This window comes from Aquisalimonas sp. APHAB1-3 (assembly GCF_048323695.1).
Lineage (GTDB): Bacteria > Pseudomonadota > Gammaproteobacteria > Nitrococcales > Aquisalimonadaceae > Aquisalimonas.
On record NZ_JBLWFT010000002.1, the window covers coordinates 332696 to 348934 of the forward strand.

The following is a 16239-nucleotide window of genomic DNA, read 5'->3' on the forward strand; positions in this document are numbered from 1 at the left end:
ATGACTGTGGCGGAACGGGACGGCCTGCCGGTACTGGCGCGCTTTGTAGTGGTGCTGGCTGTGCTGGCGCTGGCTGGCTGTGCCAGCGTGGCCGACCGTGAACCGGTCCGTACGGTGGATGAGCCGCGGCCGGAAATCCTGGATTCGGAGCCGGTGCCGGCGCCCGAGGAGGACCTGCTCTACCAGGTCATGGTGGCGCACCTCTCCGGCGCCGCCGGCGACCTGGACCAGTCGCTGGTGGCGTGGCATCAGGCCATGGAGCTCACCAGTGATCCGCGCGTGGCCGAGCAGGCAACGCAGCTCGCCATGTATGCCGACGACGAAACGAGGGCCCTGGCTGCCGCTGAGCGCTGGGCCGATCTGCTGGATGAGCCCACGCCGCAGTTGCACCAGATTCTCGGCTTTCTCTATCTGCGCGCCGGCGAAGCCGATATGGCCCGTCAACACCTGCGCCGCCTGCTGGAGGCCGGTGACCATTCGCCGGCCGATGTGTTCGAACGTATGGAAGCAGCCCTCGGCGGCGTGCAGGACCGGCGTGCGGCGCTGTCGGTGGTGCAGGGGCTGGTGGATGATCACCCGGGCGAGGTCGCCGGATACCGTCTGCTCGCCGGGCTGGCCCTGGAAGCGGGCGAGCCGGTGACTGCGCTGGAGGCGGCCGACGAGGCCCTGGCGCTGGAGCCCAGCGATCGCGACCTGCGCATCATCAAGGCCGAAGCGCTTCTGGGCGTCGGCGAGACGGAGCGCGCCCTGGCGGTGCTGGATGACACGCTGGCGACCTATCCTGACGACTGGCAGCTCCGTCTCGACTTCGCGCGGACACTGCTGGACGCGGGCCACGAGGAGCGCGCCCTGCATGAGTTCGAACGGCTTCATGAAGAGCGCCCGAACAACGGTGACGCCCTCTACGCCACAGCGCTTCTCACCCTGGAGGCGGGTTACCCGGATGAAGCCAGGCGCTACTTTCAGGCACTGCTGGATCTCGGTGAGCGCGTCGGCGCGGCGCATTATTTCCTGGGGCGCATTGCCGAGGACGCGGGTGACCGGTCTGCGGCTGCCCACTGGTACACCCGGGTCGATGGTGAATACGAGGCCCAGGCCGCGTTGCGTCATGCCGTGATCCTCGGGGAGCAGCAGCGTTACTCCCGGGCTGGCGAGGCATTCGACGACTACCGGTCCCGGTTTCCGGAGCACGCTGTGCGCGCCTACCTGTTGCAGGGTGACATGCTTCGCCGGGCGGAGCGTTTCGATGATGCCCGTCAGCTCTATGCGGAGGCCCTGGACAACCACGCGGACAGCCTGGAGCTGCGCTATGGCCGTGCGCTCGTCCATGCATCGGATGGTGATGTGGACGCCGCGGAGGCCGACCTGCTGGAGATCCTCGAACAGAACCCCTCCCACGCCCACGCCCTGAACGCACTGGGGTACACCCTCGTGGACATGACGGATCGCGTTCAGGAAGGGTTCGAATACATTCGTCAGGCCTACGAACTGGAGTCGGACGATCCGGCGATTCTCGACAGCATGGGCTGGGCCCACTACCGCCTCGGCAATCATGCCGAGGCCGTCGAATACCTGGAGCGGGCCTACGCCAAACAGCCCGATGGCGAGATCGGCGCACACCTCGGCGAGGCTCTCTGGGAAAATGGGGAACGAGATCGCGCGCGGGATGTCTGGATGGAAGCCCTGGAGCGGGAGCCGGACCATCCGGTCCTGCTTGAGACCCTGGAGCGGCTCGCCCCCGACGTGAAGGAGCAGTAATGCGTAGTCTGCGCCGCCTGGTCATTCCCCTGACCACTGTTGTGATTGCCGGCTGCGCGGCCGTGCCCGAGCGTGACCACGACGCCCGCGAGGCGCTGCTCGAGGAGCGCACGGAGCGGCTGGAGGCGGTGTCCGTCTGGCAGGCCAGCGGCCGCGCCGGGATCACCACGCCGGACGACCGCGCCAGCCTGAGCATGGACTGGCGCCAGGCGGGCGAGGCCTACCGCCTCGATCTGCGCGCACCCATGGGGGCGGGCAGTTTCCGGCTGCAGGGCGACGACCAGGGGGTTGTGCTGCAGACCTCCGACGGGGTCACCGACAGCGCCGCCGATCCCTCCGAGCTGCTGTTCCGCTACACCGGTTTCGATCTGCCGGTGGCCGTGTTGCCCTGGTGGCTCCGCGGCGTCCCCGCCCCGGGCATGGACGTGGCGTCCATGGAGCTGGACCGCCACGGGCGGATCGAGCGCATGGAGCAGGCCGGCTGGACCATCGAGTACACCGCGTACGACACCGTGGGGTCGCTGGACCTGCCCGTGCGGCTCTCCCTCGAGGGGGAGGGGGTCAGCCTGCGTGCCCATATCCGTGACTGGGACACCGGTGGCAGTGACATCTGAGTCCGGGGGCCGGTGGAGTGCCTGGCCGGCGCCGGCGAAGGTGAACCGCTTTCTGCATGTGCTCGGCCGGCGGCCGGATGGCTACCATGAGCTCCAGACCCTGTTTCAGTTTCTGGACCGCGTCGATACTGTCCATCTCCGCGTGCGGCAGGACGGCCGTATCGTGCGCACAGACGATATTGCCGGCGTACCGGAGAGCGCCGATCTGACCGTGCGCGCGGCGCGGGCCCTGCAGCCGTACGCTGCGGCCGGCTCCGGAGTCGACCTGCGGGTGGACAAGCACCTGCCGGCGGGAGGGGGGGTCGGCGGCGGCAGCTCCGATGCGGCCACGGTGCTGGTGGCGCTCAATCACCTCTGGGGCTGCGCGCTGGATGGCGACGCGCTGGCCGCGATCGCCCTGACGCTGGGGGCCGATGTTCCGGTGTTTGTCCGCGGCGAGGCCGCCTGGGCCGAGGGGGTTGGCGAGGTGCTCCGTCCTGAGCAGCCGGACAGGCCATGGTTTACGGTGCTGGCACCCGAATGCCAGGTCAGCACCGCAACGGTCTTTCAGGCGCCGGAATTGACAAGGAATTCAGCCCCCATCACAATAGCCGACTTCCGCTCAGGCGGGTCTAGAAACGATTTCGAAACGGTCGTGCGGAGACGGTATCCGGTCGTTGCCCGTGCGATGAAAACGCTCTCCGCCTTCGGCGAGCCGCGGATGACGGGAACGGGCGCATGCGTGTTCCTGGCGTGCGGCAGCAAAGCCGAAGCGGACGCGGCCTGGGCGCAGGCGAACGCTGAAGGATGGCGTGGCTTCGTTGCCCGAGGGTTGAACCGGTCGCCATTGCTTGACCGCCTCGACGCCATGGCCGCGAAAGACGTTGGAGCCGACTGACTTCTGGGGTGTAGCCAAGCGGTAAGGCAACGGGTTTTGATCCCGTCATTCCCAGGTTCGAATCCTGGCACCCCAGCCATTCCATTCCGGATCGCACACGAGCGGGATCAGCGTGACTGAAAACGGACACATGATGGTCTTTGCGGGTAACGCCAACCCGCAACTCGCAGCCGCAATCAACGAGCATCTGCGCATCCGCCCCGGCTACGCCGTGGTCAGCCAGTTCAGCGACGGCGAGGTCAACGTCGAGATCGACGAGCACGTGCGCGGCAAGGACGTCTTCATCGTCCAGCCCACCTGTGCTCCGACCAACGACAACCTCATGGAGCTGCTGATCATCGCTGACGCTCTGCGGCGTTCCTCCGCAGCGCGGATCACGGCGGTGGTGCCCTATTACGGTTACGCCCGCCAGGATCGCCGGCCGCGCTCCCAGCGCGTGCCGATCTCCGCCAAGCTGGTGGCGGACATGATCCAGGCCTCCGGCATCAACCGGGTGCTCACGGTCGACCTCCATGCCGACCAGATCCAGGGATTCTTCAACATCCCCGTGGACAACATCTACGCTTCGCCCATCCTGCTGGGCGATATCTGGCGACAGGTGTATCCGGAGAAGGTCGTGGTCAGCCCCGATGTAGGCGGCGTGGTGCGCGCCCGGGCCGTGGCCAAGCGGCTCGGGGACGCCGATCTCGCCATCATCGACAAGCGCCGGCCCAAGGCCAACGAGGCGCAGATCATGCACATCATCGGCGACGTGAAGGGCAAGACCGCCATCATCGTCGACGACATCGTGGATACCGCCGGAACCCTCTGCCAGGCTGCGCGTGCGCTCAAGGAGCATGGCGCCGAGCGGGTTGTGGCGTACATTACCCACCCCGTTCTCTCCGGCAAGGCGATCGACAAGATCGGCGCTTCGGAGCTGGACGAACTGGTGGTCACCGATTCCATCCCGCTCAGCGACGAGGCGGAAGCCTGTCCGCGGATCCGGCAGGTCAGCATCGCCGAGCTGCTGGCGGAGAGCATTCGCCGGATCAGCAACGACGAGTCGGTGAGCGAGTTGTTCGTGGAATGAACAAGGCTGTGTAGGAGCGGCGCGAGCCGCGACGGTTCCAGAGAGTCGGCGTGTCGCGACTCGCGCCGCTCCTACGGTGTCAACAGGTTTTCTTTCACCCGATCCTCTCTGGTCGCGGAGAGGTTCGGGTTTCATTCGTTATGGAGACGAAATCATGTCCGTTGAACTGAAACTGAGTGCCGAGCCGCGCACGGACGCAGGGAAGGGTGCGAGCCGCCGCCTGCGTAAGGTCAAGACCGTGCCGGCCATTGTCTATGGCGCCGGCAAGAAGCCGGAAATGCTGAAGGTGAGCCTGTTCGAGCTGACCAAGCTCATGGAGCGGGAGGCGTTCTTCTCGCAGATCATCACGCTCGAGGTGGACGGCAAGAAGCAGCAGACCGTGCTGAAAGACATGCAGCGCCATCCCTACAAGGATCTGGTGATGCACCTGGACTTCATGCGAATCAAGGCCAACGAGAAGCTGACCACCCAGGTGCCGGTGCACTTCCTCAACGAGGACACCTGCAAGGGCGTCAAGGCCGGTGGCGTGATCCACAAGGACATGATCGAGGTCGCCATCAACTGCCTGCCCAAGGATCTGCCGGAGTACCTGGAAGTGGACCTGGCCGACCTGGATATCGGCGATTCCGTGCACCTGTCCCAGCTCGACGTGCCCAAGGGCGTGGAGCTGGAAGCGTTCGCCCATGGCGGTGACGAGCACGACCACGACCATCCGGTGGTCAGCATCGTGCAGCCGCGTGCCGCCAAGGCCGAAGACGACGAGGAAGAGGCAGCCGAGGAATCCGCTGCCGATGCCGGCGACGCCGGTGAAGACGCCGGCGGCGGTGAGGATGCCGGCTCCGCCGACGAAGGTGACGAAGACAAGGGCTGATCGCCTGCAGACCACCACGGGTTTCCGCTATGGCCAGTGAGCAGACCGCGATCCAGCTCATCGTCGGGCTTGGAAACCCGGGTGACAAGTATGTTGGCACGCGCCACAACGCCGGATTCTGGTTCGTTGACGAACTGGTCCGGCGTTGTGGCGGCGCCTTTCGGCAGGAACCCCGTATTCGTAGTGAAGCGACGCGGGTGGAGATTGCCGGTGTGCGCTGTCACGTGCTCAAACCGCTGACCTTCATGAACCGCAGTGGCCAGGCCGTTGCCGCGGTGGCCAATTTCTACCGCATTCCCCCGGAGGCCGTACTGGTCGCGCACGACGAGCTGGATCTGCCCCCGGGCGCGGTCCGCTGGAAGCGTGGTGGCGGGCACGGGGGGCACAACGGTCTGCGGGATACCATTCGAGCCCTCGGGTCGCGCGAGTTCCAGCGACTGCGCATCGGTATCGGCCATCCCGGCCACGCCGACGACGTGGTGCCTTACGTGCTGAGCCGCCCGTCCCCCGGGGATCGCCGCGCAATTGACGAAGCGGTCGACGAGGCCGCCGACGCCATGACACTGGTGTTCGAAGGCAACGCCGACAAGGCCGTGCAGCGGCTTCACTCGCGAAAACCCGAGAGCTGATTCCACCGACCAATCGAGAGGCGTCATGGGCTTCAAATGTGGCATCGTCGGCCTGCCCAACGTGGGTAAATCGACCCTTTTCAACGCACTGACCCGCAACGAGATCCCGGCTGAGAACTACCCGTTCTGCACCATCGATCCCAACGTGGGCATTGTTCCGGTGCCCGACCCGCGCCTCGACCAGCTCGCGGAGATCGTGCGTCCCGAGAGCGTGCTGCCAACCACCATGGAGTTCGTGGACATTGCCGGTCTGGTCTCCGGCGCCTCCCAGGGAGAGGGGCTCGGGAACCAGTTTCTCGCCAACATCCGCGAGACCGACGCCATCGCGCACGTGGTGCGCTGCTTCGAGGACGGCGACGTCCACCACGTGGCCGGCCGGGTGGACCCGGTGGACGACGTGGAAACCATCAACACCGAGCTGGTGCTGGCGGACCTGGACAGCGTCGAGAAGGCGCTGCAGAAGGCGGAGCGACAGGCCAAGTCCAACGACAAGGAAGCCATGCGCCGTCGAGATGTGCTCAAGCGCCTGCGGGACCATCTTGCCGAGGGCGACCCGGCGCGCATGCTGCACCTGGAACCGGAGGAGCAGGCCCTGGTGCGGGAGTTCCACCTGCTCACGGCCAAGCCCGTGCTGTACGTGGCCAACGTCACCGAGGGCGGCTTCGACAACAACGCCCATTTGGACCGGCTGCGCGAGATGGCCGAGCGGGAGCAGGCCGGTGTGGTGGTCCTGTGCGCCGCCATCGAGGCGGAGCTGTCGCTGCTCGACGAAGCGGACCGGGACGAGTTTCTGGCCGAGTACGGGCTGGACGAGCCGGGACTGAACCGCCTGATCCGGGCCGGCTACGATCTGCTTGGCCTGCGCACCTACTTCACCGCCGGGCCCAAGGAGGTCCGCGCCTGGACCATTCTCAAGGGCGATACCGCGCCCCAGGCCGCCGGCCGGATCCACACGGACTTCGAGCGCGGCTTCATCCGTGCCGAAGTGATTGGCTTCGATGATTACATCGCCTGTGGCGGCGAAGCGGGCGCCAAGAGCGCGGGCAAGACACGCCTGGAAGGCAAGGAGTACATCGTCCACGAAGGCGATGTCATCCACTTCCGTTTCAACGTCTGAAGGGGCTGTACCCCCGGCGATGGCCGCCGGCCTCATACTAGTAAATCGGCGCAGCGACATGGGTGCGTTTCTGATTTGTGACCCGTGTCGCAAGCCTTGCGATTGCTCTCCGGATCCCCTTTCCATCCCGTCGCGCGGTGGATAGTCTCTATTTTGCGACACCGGTGTTGCGGGAACACCAGCGTCGCTGTCCATAAGCAAACAGACGCCGGTATACGGCGCGGCAGGACTGCCAGCCAGGAACCACCACGGGGGAATGCGCGCTCGCATTCAACGAAGAATGCTGCTGGCAGCGGCTGAGAAAACCAGAACGAACGATTGTATGGGGCACCTATGAATGTGAGTGAGGGTGGGCTGCGGCGCCTGTGTCTGGGTGCCGGCTTGTTGATAGCGGGCAGTAGCATTGCCATCGGTGACGATAACGGCGTGGATGTCGTCGAGAGTGGCGAACTCGAGCAGTCTGAACGTCAGGCCATTCTCGGGATCAATTCCGTCGGGCTGGAAGAGACCAGCTACCGATTCCCGGTGCGCTACTGCCCGCACGAGCGGGACTGCCGTGACGGTGGAGCGTGGTCGGTGTCGTTACCCCAGGGGCTTGCGGATGCGGTGCTGGCCGATAACATGCCGGCCATTATCCCCGCGCGCTACGACCGCCTGATGCTCTCCGCCGACGGCACGCGCATCGAGACCGCCACGGACGTCACCGAGATCGACGACGCCTGGGTCGATGCCTACCAGTTCCCGGCCGGCGGTGACCTAGAGGCGTTCACCACGCACCTGCAAGGCTATCTCAACGACCAGATTGCGGACCCGCTGGCGGAACTGATGGCGGCATCCCGTCAGGCCCGGTACGACGAGATGCCGCGGGAGGAGCAGACGCGCTTCATCGAGGAGCGTGCCAGGGAAGCGGGCATTCCGGCCGACGTGCTGGAGGGGCTGCTGAGTTCCGCGTACACCTTCGCCTACCATATTCCGCCGATTCGCGGCGGCCGGTTCACCATCCAGCAGATCCAGCGCGAACGGGCCGACGGCACCACGTATTACGTCTACCGCACGTCGCTGAGCGCCCCGGTACACACCCGGCTGGCCGTGTTCGCCTTCGACGGCGAGCAGTTCGAGGTCTACAACGTCATCGACACCGAGCCGGGCAATTTCATGGAAGCGTGGGCGCAGCAGATCTCCGGCAGTGCCTCGGTCACGACGCGCTCACGCCCCCGCCGGAGCGATGCCCAGGCCATATTCCAGCGGGCTTACGCCGCCTCCTTCGGTGACACGGTGACGGCGCTGAATGTCCGTCTGAAAGACGATGACGCTTTCACCGTGGCCGCGCCGGCCCTGTCGGCCGACAACGGCGCCGTGGAGATGACGGTGGGCAATCAGGAAAACCTCCGCCCCGGCGCCGTTGTGCGGGTGACGCGCGTCATTGACGGTGAGCGTGAGGACATGGGCTGGGGCCGGGTCCGGGATGTGGGGGACTCGTGCCTCGCTTTGCCCGAAGACGAGCGCACCACGACCCGCGCCGACCTGGTGGTGGACGCCGGTGCGGACGCCTACGACCAGGTCCGCGAGATCCCGTACACGGGCGTCTTCGGGCGTTTCGGTGTCGGACAGGAAACCTCGACCTTGACCAATGGCGAGGACACCGACGCCGGCGAGCCCACGTACCTGGATTTGGGTTTCGTTGCCGATTTCGCCTTTCTGCGGAACAACGCCTCCCTGCATGGCATGTGGACCAGCGTGGACATCGGTATCGGTGTGCTCGGTGACGGCACGTTTCAGGGGGACGAGGTCGAGGGTGGCATGGCCTTTCGCCTGCGTACCGGCATCGAGTATCGCCGGCATCTCCTGGGCGCGTTCTACGGCTCCGTTGGCGCCGACTTCGGCGTCGAGGGGCAGCGTTACGAACTCCGCGAGGAAGACCTCACGGCAACATCCCTGTTCGTGAACCCGCGGATCGGCGCTGGCTACCACTTCGGGCCGAAATGGCAGATCCAGGCGAGCGTCGGGTATCACCAGCCGGTTTCGGAGAACGTGGATTACGATGGCACCGGCGACCACCCGGATGTGTTCGAGGGTGGCGCCAACGCTATGTTGAGCATCGGCTACCACGTGGATTTCGCAGGCCCGTTCGCCAATTCGACAGCCATGCCCAGCGAGCGCTGCCAGGAGATTCGCGACAACGGTGGCCAGGATCCCGCGTCCGCCGGCGCGGGCAGTCAGGATTTCTCGGGCGCACTGGCCTGCGCCCAGGCGTCACGCTGAGGCGGTTACCGCCTTGACGTGACGCGCGTCACGGCCGTTCACCTACAGTGAACGCCCTCAGCCCAAAACATAGGTTGCGTCATGATGATGGAACGATCGCTTCGTCGACTTTTTGCCCCCGGGGCTGCGGCTTGCGTCCTGCTCCTGGTCGGGTGCGGTGGTGCGGACAAGCCCGCTGAGCCGGACACCTACGTGCCGCAGTCCACCCAGGCGCGCCTGATCGAGTCGGTGTCCGCGAGCGAATTGACCATTCGTGCCGAGGGCGTCGGCGAGTCGGTTGCCCTCGCCAGTGACGACGCCCGGCGCACGGCCGTCTGGTATGCCCTGTATGGCGGCAGCCACCCCATCCTCGCCAACGAGGCGGCGCGCTCCGCCTTCGAGCGCCACGAGGAAGACGTCTTCCGCAGCGCCGACGCCTACATCAGCGACACAAGCCAGCCCATGAGCAGCCGCCAGGAGGGCGACGAGCGGATCCTTGAGAAGGAAGTCCGGGTGCACGTCGAGCGGCTGTCGGAGGAACTGGTTAGGCTTGACGTGATTGATGACCGGGTCGACCTCATGGCCGAGGTGGGGCGGCCCCGTATCGCGGTGCTCCCCGACAACCCCGACCGCGAGGACCAGGCGCGGCCAGCCATTGCCATGATCTCCGAGTACCTGCAGGAGCGGGGCTTCGACGTGGAGGTGCCCCGTGCCGACGAGCAAGTCAACGAAATGGTGGAACAGGCGGCGGCGCTGGAGGGGCGGACCGATCCCATGTACCAGTTGGCGCTCGAGAGCGGCAGCGAGATCTACATCACCGTGGGCGTGGACGACAGCAGCCGGTCCATGGGCGATACCGAGGTACTGAAATCGAGCGTCTCCACGGTGGCGTACTACACCGCCACCGGCGACCAGATCGGTGCTACCACCGGGCACTCTCCCGAGCGGGATGTCTCCGGACACGGAGTGCTTGCTGAAGAGGCCGCCAGCGAGGCGGGCAACCGCATCACCCGGCAGATCGAGAACAGCTGGATGGAGGAGGCGGAACGGGGCAGGCCGTTCAAAGTGGTGGTGGTGGCGTCCCAGGGCAGTGACACCCGCACCGTCGGGCGTGAGGTCCACCGCATGATGCGTGACGTCTGCCCCGAATCCTCCCGTAACGCCGCTGGATCGCACAGCTTCGACTACACCCTGCGCTGCACGGATCAGTCCGACGCCATGGATCTGCTGCTGGATCTGGAAGCGCACTACGCCGGGCCGGGACGGCTCGAGCGCACGCTGGACAGCGGCGCGCTGTTGATTCTCTCCGTGGGCGAAGGCAATGGTGGCGGCGATGACATCATCATCGAGTAACCGGGGCGTACGGGCCGCATGCCTTACCGTGAGCGGTGTGGTGTTGCTGTGCGCGGGTCTGGCGAAGGCAGGCCCCGTCGCCCTGAGCGCGACCGGCTACGGAGACAGTGAGAGCGCCGCCCGCGCCGACGCCCTGCGCAGCCTCAGCGAGCAGGTGGTGGCCGAAGTGGATGGCGAGACGGAGGTCCGGACCACCATTGATGCCGACGGCGAGCGGGAGTCCATGGATTCCCGTATCGCAACCCGCTCGGAGGGATACTTCGAGGGCGTCGACTACGCCGCGCCGGAACCCTCGGAAGATCACTACCAGGTAGAAGCCCGCCTGCCCGACTCCGGTCTGGTCGCGACGCTGGACCAGATACGGCGGGACCTGGACCGCGATTTTGCGGCCATGAGCCCGCGAGACCTGGAGGCCGTGGTGGACCGGGCGGATTTCGGTCTTGCCCTGGCCGGCTATGCGTCCCGCCCCACCGCCGAGGTGGAGCAGGCGGTGGAGGCGTTCGAAGCAGCGCGCGGGGACGCGGTCCGGTATCTGGACTTCGCCCGGATCACCTTCGACGTGGAGCCCGATGACGCGCGCATCACGCTGGAAGACACCCGGCTCGACAACAGGCAGCAACAGCTGGTCCCCACCGGGGTCCATCGCTACCGGATCGAAGCGGATGGCTATCAGCCGGAAGCCGACTCCCTGCGGGTCAACAGTGATACCGACCGTACCGAGACGATTGCCCTCGTCCCCGACGTGGACGCCGTGGTTCGCCTCGACGTGCCGGACTGCTGCGAACGCGCGGTGCGTCGCGTGCTCGGCGATTACGGCTTCCGCGTGGCCGACGATGCACCGGTGACTCTGCGCTTCCAGCTTGACCAGACCTATCTCACCGAGATTTCGGGCGAGGCCTATTACCGGCTGCAGGGAGAGGTGGCGAGCTTGCGCGACGGCGATGTGGTCGCCAGCAATAGTGCCACCCTGCGCCAGGTGGGCGAGAGCGCCGTTGATGACCGCTCGACCGCCGTGATCGGTGCGCTTACCCGCGCCATCATCTCCGGCGAGCGCGCCCGCACCCTTTTTCAGGACACTACCCACAACCACTGACGTAGCAGGAGGAATCCCATGAGGATGACAGTCGTGAGTCGTAGCGCCAAAGGTCTCGTTTTCGCATCGTTCAGCGCCATGGTGCTGGGAGGCTGCGCCATGATGGGCGGCCAGCAGGAGGCCGAGGAGACCGATCCCATGGCCGACCAGCGGGTCATGGAGCCGGACTGGTACATGCCGGGCAACAATGACGCCGGGGACGGCGGTGTCTACGGCTATGGTCAGGGCGAAAGCGAGAGCCGCCGACTGGCCGAAAGCCAGGCCCAGGCTGAGGCACGCCGCAGCGTGGCAACGGCCATTGCGGGCGAGTCTGCCGGCGTTCTCGAGGAAACCTCTGGCGACATGGACGGCGATGTCGTGGAGACGGCCCGGGAAGCCTACGAGAGCTTCTTCGATCAGGAGCTGTACGGCGTCGAAGTGGACCGCCGTGAGCTGCTCCAGGACCCGGACACCTCGGAGTACCGGGCGTTCTATCGCGTGCGCGTGGAAGGCGAAATCTTCGACGCCATGCTGGAAGCAGCCATGAACGACGAGCAGCTCAGCTCCACGATCCCGCAGCACGACGATGCCATGGAGGCCCTGGATGAGCGGCGCGACTGAGTCTCTGGTGCGGCGCGCCGGGCTAGCGGTTGTGCTGGCCTTCGCGGTGGGTGCCGTGGCGGGTTGCACCACACCCGGTGACATCGTGGACGAGGCGTCCGAACAGGCTGAGAAAGAGCGCGACAGGCAGAACGCCGAGCGCTCGCACCGTGAGGGTATGGATGGTCTTGAAGACCGTCGCTAGCCCCTGATGGCCGCCCTGTCGCGGGTGTTCGGTGGCGATGTGGCTGCCCGGGCCGCAGCCACCGACCCTGCGACATGGCGATGGCCGATAAACCTCTCGCAGAGGCGTGACTTGACATGCCTCGCCATCGGTTGGAGAATCCCGCTTCCGCAGTTCCGTGGCTACGTAGCTCAGTTGGTCAGAGCATCGCACTCATAATGCGAGGGTCGGTGGTTCAAATCCACCCGTAGCCACCATTTTTCTTCGTCTGCACCCCATCTTGTTGCGCCACTTCACGGTGTGACTAATTCGTGTCGTGTGGCGTTCATCAGCCGTGACTCAATTCCCGCCGGTACCCGCCGATAACACGCGAAAATCGAACCACAACAACGTTATTCAAGAGGCGGGTTCATGTTTGTCTATCTTAGGAAGCTGCGCGTCAGCCAGCGTATCTGGCTGATCCTCGGGATCGCCGTGGCCGTGTTCGTGATCAATGCTCTTCTGACCCTGGGCTCCACCAGGGCGTCGCTGCAGGAGGAGCGCCTGTCTCAGGCTGTGGCGGTCAACGAAACGGCGATCGCGATCATGCAGCACTTCCACGGGCTCGAGCAGGAGGGGGCGATCGACGGGGAGACCGCGCGCGAACAGGCGCTGGAGTCCCTGCGTGGTATCCGTTATTTGGGGGAAGAGTATCTGTGGGTGCATAACCGCGACAACATCATGCAGATGCACCCTGTCTCCCCGGAGCTGGAAGGTGAGGACCTGAGCGAGCTGGACGATGGAACCGGTAACCTGTTCGTCGAGCGCATGACCCGGGAAGTCCTGGGGTCGGATGATGGCCGCTCGAGAATCGCCTACATGTGGCCACGGCCCGGCGAGGAAGAGTCCATCGAAAAGGTCTCCGAGGCCCATTACTTCGAGCCTTGGGGCTACGTCATCGCCAGCGGCGTCTATATGGCCGATATCAATGCTGCCGTAAACCGGGAGCTGACGAACAGTATCGTCACTAGCGTCATCGGGCTCGTGCTGGTCATCGGCATTGGCTGGGCGGTCATTGTCAGCATTACCCGTCCACTGCGTTCGACCATCGGCGGCATCGAGAAGGCGGCGGAGGAGCCGGTGGACCTCACCGCCCGGCTGGACGAGTCGGGGCGTGACGAGCTCACCGACCTGTCGCGGACGTTCAACCGCCTGTTCGACACCCTGCAGGGCGTGGTGAACCAGGTGCGCGAGGGCAGCGATACGCTGCTGAACTCCGCAGAGCAACTGCGTGACCTTACCGGCGACGCCGACAAGAACAGCCGGCAGCAGCAGGAAGACACCGACGAGCTGGCCAGCTCCATGAACGAAATGGCAGCGACGGTGCAGGAGGTGGCTCAGAACGCCAGCTCTGCTGCAGAGGCGGCGGCCCAGGCGCAGTCCGAGACCCAGTCGGGTGCCGAGACGGTGACCTACACCAAGGACGCCATCGGTACCCTGGCCCGGGAGCTGGAGGAGAGCCGTAATGCGGTAAACCAGCTCGCCAGCGAGTCGGACAACGTGCAGACGGTGCTGGAGGTGATTAATGGTATCGCCGAGCAGACCAACTTGCTGGCGCTGAACGCGGCCATCGAGGCGGCCCGGGCCGGCGAGCACGGGCGCGGGTTCTCGGTGGTGGCCGACGAGGTGCGCACGCTGGCGCAGCGCACGCAGCAGTCCACCCAGGAGATCCGTGACATCCTCGAGCGGCTGCAGAGCGGCTCGCGGCAGGCGGCGGAGTCCATCGAGGCGCGTACCGAGAGTGCGCGGCAGACGGTGGAGCGCTCCAACGAGACGGAGACCGCGCTGGGGACGATTGCCGGTGCGGTGGATGGTATCAGCGGCATGAACACGCAGATTGCCAGTGCCGCGGAGGAGCAGTCGGCGACGGCGGACGAGATCAACCGTCGGGTGAGCGGCATTCGGGATGCGGCCACGAGCAGCGGCGAGGCCATGGACAAGGCGCGCTCGGGGGCAGATGACCTCAACGCCATGGCCGAGCAGCTGCGGCATGCGGTTGCACGGCTGCGCGCCTGACGGCGGCGACAATGCGGCGATGCGATTTGGGCCGGTGCACGCTTCAGCGGGTGCACCGGGCTTCTGATTCGCTACAATGGCGCTGAACCGTCGCACAGGAGGCGCCATGTACGAATTCGTGCAATACACCGCGGCCGACGTGATGACTTCGCGGCCAATCACCACACGGTCCGATGCCACCGTGGGCGACGCGCAGGCCCTGTTTGAACAGCACGGCTTCAACGGCATGCCGGTTACCGATGACAGCGGCGCCCTGGTGGGCTTTGTCACCAAGATGGACGTGCTCCGCGCCTTCACCCTGCGGCCGGAACACATCGTGCCGCCCTATAATCTGATCATGCGGGACACGGTCGATCGCATCATGACCCGCGACCCGGTCTCCGTCTCGCCCGACTGCCCCCTCACACGCGTCCTCCAGCGTCTCGTGCAACTCGGCGTCAAGAGCCTCCCCGTCATGGACGGCGATCAACTGGTGGGCGTGGTGGCGCGGGAAGACGTGCTCGGCGCGCTGCGGCGGGCAACGGAGTGATTTTCGTCACAAGCGTCTGTGGGCCTGCAGTCCGTTGTAGCAAGACGTTGAGCGCGATTCCCGCTCAAGGTGGACCTGAAGGTCCACCCTACGAGCCCCGAAAGTGCCGCCGCCAGGCGTAGGGTGGACCTTCTGGTCCACCACCAAGCGGTTGCCCGGCACCCACACCCTCCCAGAGTGTCACGCACTTCGATGCCGAGAGCTTTCCCTTGCCGGATGTAGATCAGCTGGTGGGTGTCGTGGCGTGGAAGGATGTGCGCGGCCACGTTGCGGCGGAGTCAGGGTTGCTCAAGCGGCGGTGGTACCCATAAGAAAGCCCCGCATATGCGGGGCTTTGCAGAGCAAAGCAGTTGCTTTCCCTCTACGGCAGACGCTTACGGCGTTTCGCAGTCGGACGCATACTCTGCTGCAACCGTGGTTTCACAAGCCCACGTCCCTTCGCCAGCCGTATATGTGTAAGTTACGGTTTCCGTCGCGATGTTCGGGTTGGCGTCCTCGAAAGTGTATACGAGGTCGTAAGTGTCACCGGACGAGAGGGCGTCGTTTACGTCTTCGCTTGAGGTGATGGATCCATACTCACCGTCTGTCTGCAGCCCGAGGTCGTCGAACTCGAACGTTCTGCCAGCGTCGACCCGCTCCTGAACAGCGACGCGCGCACCGCCGAGAAGATTATGAGACTCCGAGAACTGCGCCCGGGCCACGTAGTTCTGGTACTGCGGGATGGCGATGGCCGCCAGAATGCCGATGATCGCCACGACGATCATGAGTTCGATGAGTGTGAAACCCTTTTGAGCCTTCATGGTGGTACTCCTTCCTTTTGGTTTTGGTCAGATTCGCCCGATCCGGGGCGAATGCGGGACCGGTTTTGCCCTGACTTCGAGAACCGTGCAACCGCCCTGCGAGGTGTTCAGCACGTTCTGATCGAGTAGGAAGCATAAGACGTGCCAGGTGTGCGCATTGCGCGCGGGCCCTGCATGGCGCGGGTTCTGTCTTGGCGCTGGTAACGCCGGGTAGGGCAAAGTGTCGTCCGACGTCAGTCCGGCTTCGAGGAGGTGACGCTTTGCGTCACTCTTGATGCCCGGCGACAGGATGAGCGGTGGACGTGAACGTCCACCCTACGTGGGGTGACGGGGCGTAGGGGCCGTAGATACCGTCTTGCGGGTCAAGCGGTAGACCCCGTAGGGCGGACCTTCAGGTCCGCCATCCCGGGCCCCCCATGCCGGTTGGCCGTCAGGCCAACGCGGGGTCGTAAGGGCGCTGGTTTTTGATG

The 16239-nt window shown here is 65.5% G+C and carries 15 protein-coding genes and 2 tRNA genes; 16 read left to right on the forward strand and 1 reads right to left on the reverse strand.

What is annotated here, in order from left to right; all coding sequences use genetic code 11:
• From ACNSTU_RS06820 to ACNSTU_RS06895, 16 genes are all read left to right on the forward strand, one after another.
• Positions 1–1758, forward strand: coding sequence for a tetratricopeptide repeat protein (locus ACNSTU_RS06820; RefSeq protein ID WP_418212191.1), 1758 nt, complete (start codon positions 1–3; stop codon positions 1756–1758).
• Entirely contained in the window at positions 1758–2372 is a 615-nt protein-coding gene (gene lolB / locus ACNSTU_RS06825; protein ID WP_290633854.1) for a lipoprotein insertase outer membrane protein LolB, read from the forward strand. Before ACNSTU_RS06820 ends, lolB begins: the two co-directional genes overlap by 1 nt.
• Positions 2362–3249, forward strand: coding sequence for a 4-(cytidine 5'-diphospho)-2-C-methyl-D-erythritol kinase (gene ispE, locus ACNSTU_RS06830; RefSeq protein ID WP_290633862.1), 888 nt, complete (start codon positions 2362–2364; stop codon positions 3247–3249). The genes lolB and ispE overlap by 11 nt, the downstream gene beginning before the upstream one ends.
• A 4-nt stretch (positions 3250–3253) precedes the next feature.
• Positions 3254–3328, forward strand: a tRNA-Gln gene (locus tag ACNSTU_RS06835).
• A gap of 51 nt (positions 3329–3379) precedes the next feature.
• Positions 3380–4318 (forward strand): ribose-phosphate diphosphokinase, encoded by a 939-nt coding sequence (locus tag ACNSTU_RS06840; RefSeq protein ID WP_290633864.1) that lies wholly within the window; start codon positions 3380–3382, stop codon positions 4316–4318.
• A 154-nt stretch (positions 4319–4472) separates the two neighbouring features.
• Positions 4473–5189 carry a 50S ribosomal protein L25/general stress protein Ctc gene (locus ACNSTU_RS06845; protein WP_290636729.1) on the forward strand — a complete coding sequence of 239 codons (717 nt, stop codon included), beginning with the start codon at positions 4473–4475 and terminating at the stop codon, positions 5187–5189.
• A gap of 29 nt (positions 5190–5218) precedes the next feature.
• Positions 5219–5818 carry an aminoacyl-tRNA hydrolase gene (gene pth / locus ACNSTU_RS06850; protein WP_290636730.1) on the forward strand — a complete coding sequence of 200 codons (600 nt, stop codon included), beginning with the start codon at positions 5219–5221 and terminating at the stop codon, positions 5816–5818.
• 25 nt (positions 5819–5843) lie between these two features.
• Positions 5844–6935 carry a redox-regulated ATPase YchF gene (gene ychF / locus ACNSTU_RS06855; RefSeq protein ID WP_290636731.1) on the forward strand — a complete coding sequence of 364 codons (1092 nt, stop codon included), beginning with the start codon at positions 5844–5846 and terminating at the stop codon, positions 6933–6935.
• 333 nt (positions 6936–7268) lie between these two features.
• Positions 7269–9197, forward strand: a complete 1929-nt coding sequence (locus tag ACNSTU_RS06860) for a hypothetical protein (protein ID WP_418212192.1) — start codon at positions 7269–7271, stop codon at positions 9195–9197.
• Positions 9198–9278: 81 nt separating this feature from the next.
• Complete coding sequence (locus tag ACNSTU_RS06865; protein WP_290636147.1) at positions 9279–10529, forward strand: DUF6175 family protein; 1251 nt, start codon at positions 9279–9281, stop codon at positions 10527–10529.
• Positions 10510–11622: a hypothetical protein gene (locus tag ACNSTU_RS06870; RefSeq protein ID WP_290636145.1), complete on the forward strand. Its 1113-nt coding sequence runs from the start codon at positions 10510–10512 to the stop codon at positions 11620–11622. The genes ACNSTU_RS06865 and ACNSTU_RS06870 overlap by 20 nt, the downstream gene beginning before the upstream one ends.
• Positions 11623–11640: 18 nt before the next feature.
• Positions 11641–12222 (forward strand): hypothetical protein, encoded by a 582-nt coding sequence (locus ACNSTU_RS06875; RefSeq protein ID WP_290636143.1) that lies wholly within the window; start codon positions 11641–11643, stop codon positions 12220–12222.
• Positions 12206–12406: a hypothetical protein gene (locus tag ACNSTU_RS06880; protein WP_290636141.1), complete on the forward strand. Its 201-nt coding sequence runs from the start codon at positions 12206–12208 to the stop codon at positions 12404–12406. Before ACNSTU_RS06875 ends, ACNSTU_RS06880 begins: the two co-directional genes overlap by 17 nt.
• Positions 12407–12565: 159 nt before the next feature.
• Positions 12566–12642 (forward strand) — tRNA-Met (locus tag ACNSTU_RS06885).
• A 154-nt stretch (positions 12643–12796) separates the two neighbouring features.
• A complete protein-coding gene (locus ACNSTU_RS06890; RefSeq protein ID WP_418212193.1) occupies positions 12797–14440 on the forward strand; it encodes a methyl-accepting chemotaxis protein in 1644 nt (547 codons plus the stop codon).
• A gap of 106 nt (positions 14441–14546) precedes the next feature.
• Positions 14547–14969 carry an HPP family protein gene (locus tag ACNSTU_RS06895; protein ID WP_418212194.1) on the forward strand — a complete coding sequence of 141 codons (423 nt, stop codon included), beginning with the start codon at positions 14547–14549 and terminating at the stop codon, positions 14967–14969.
• Between the two features lie 374 nt (positions 14970–15343).
• Here ACNSTU_RS06895 and ACNSTU_RS06900 read toward each other — a convergent pair whose 3' ends face one another.
• A complete protein-coding gene (locus tag ACNSTU_RS06900; protein WP_418212195.1) occupies positions 15344–15769 on the reverse strand; it encodes a pilin in 426 nt (141 codons plus the stop codon).
• Positions 15770–16239: the final 470 nt, after the last annotated feature.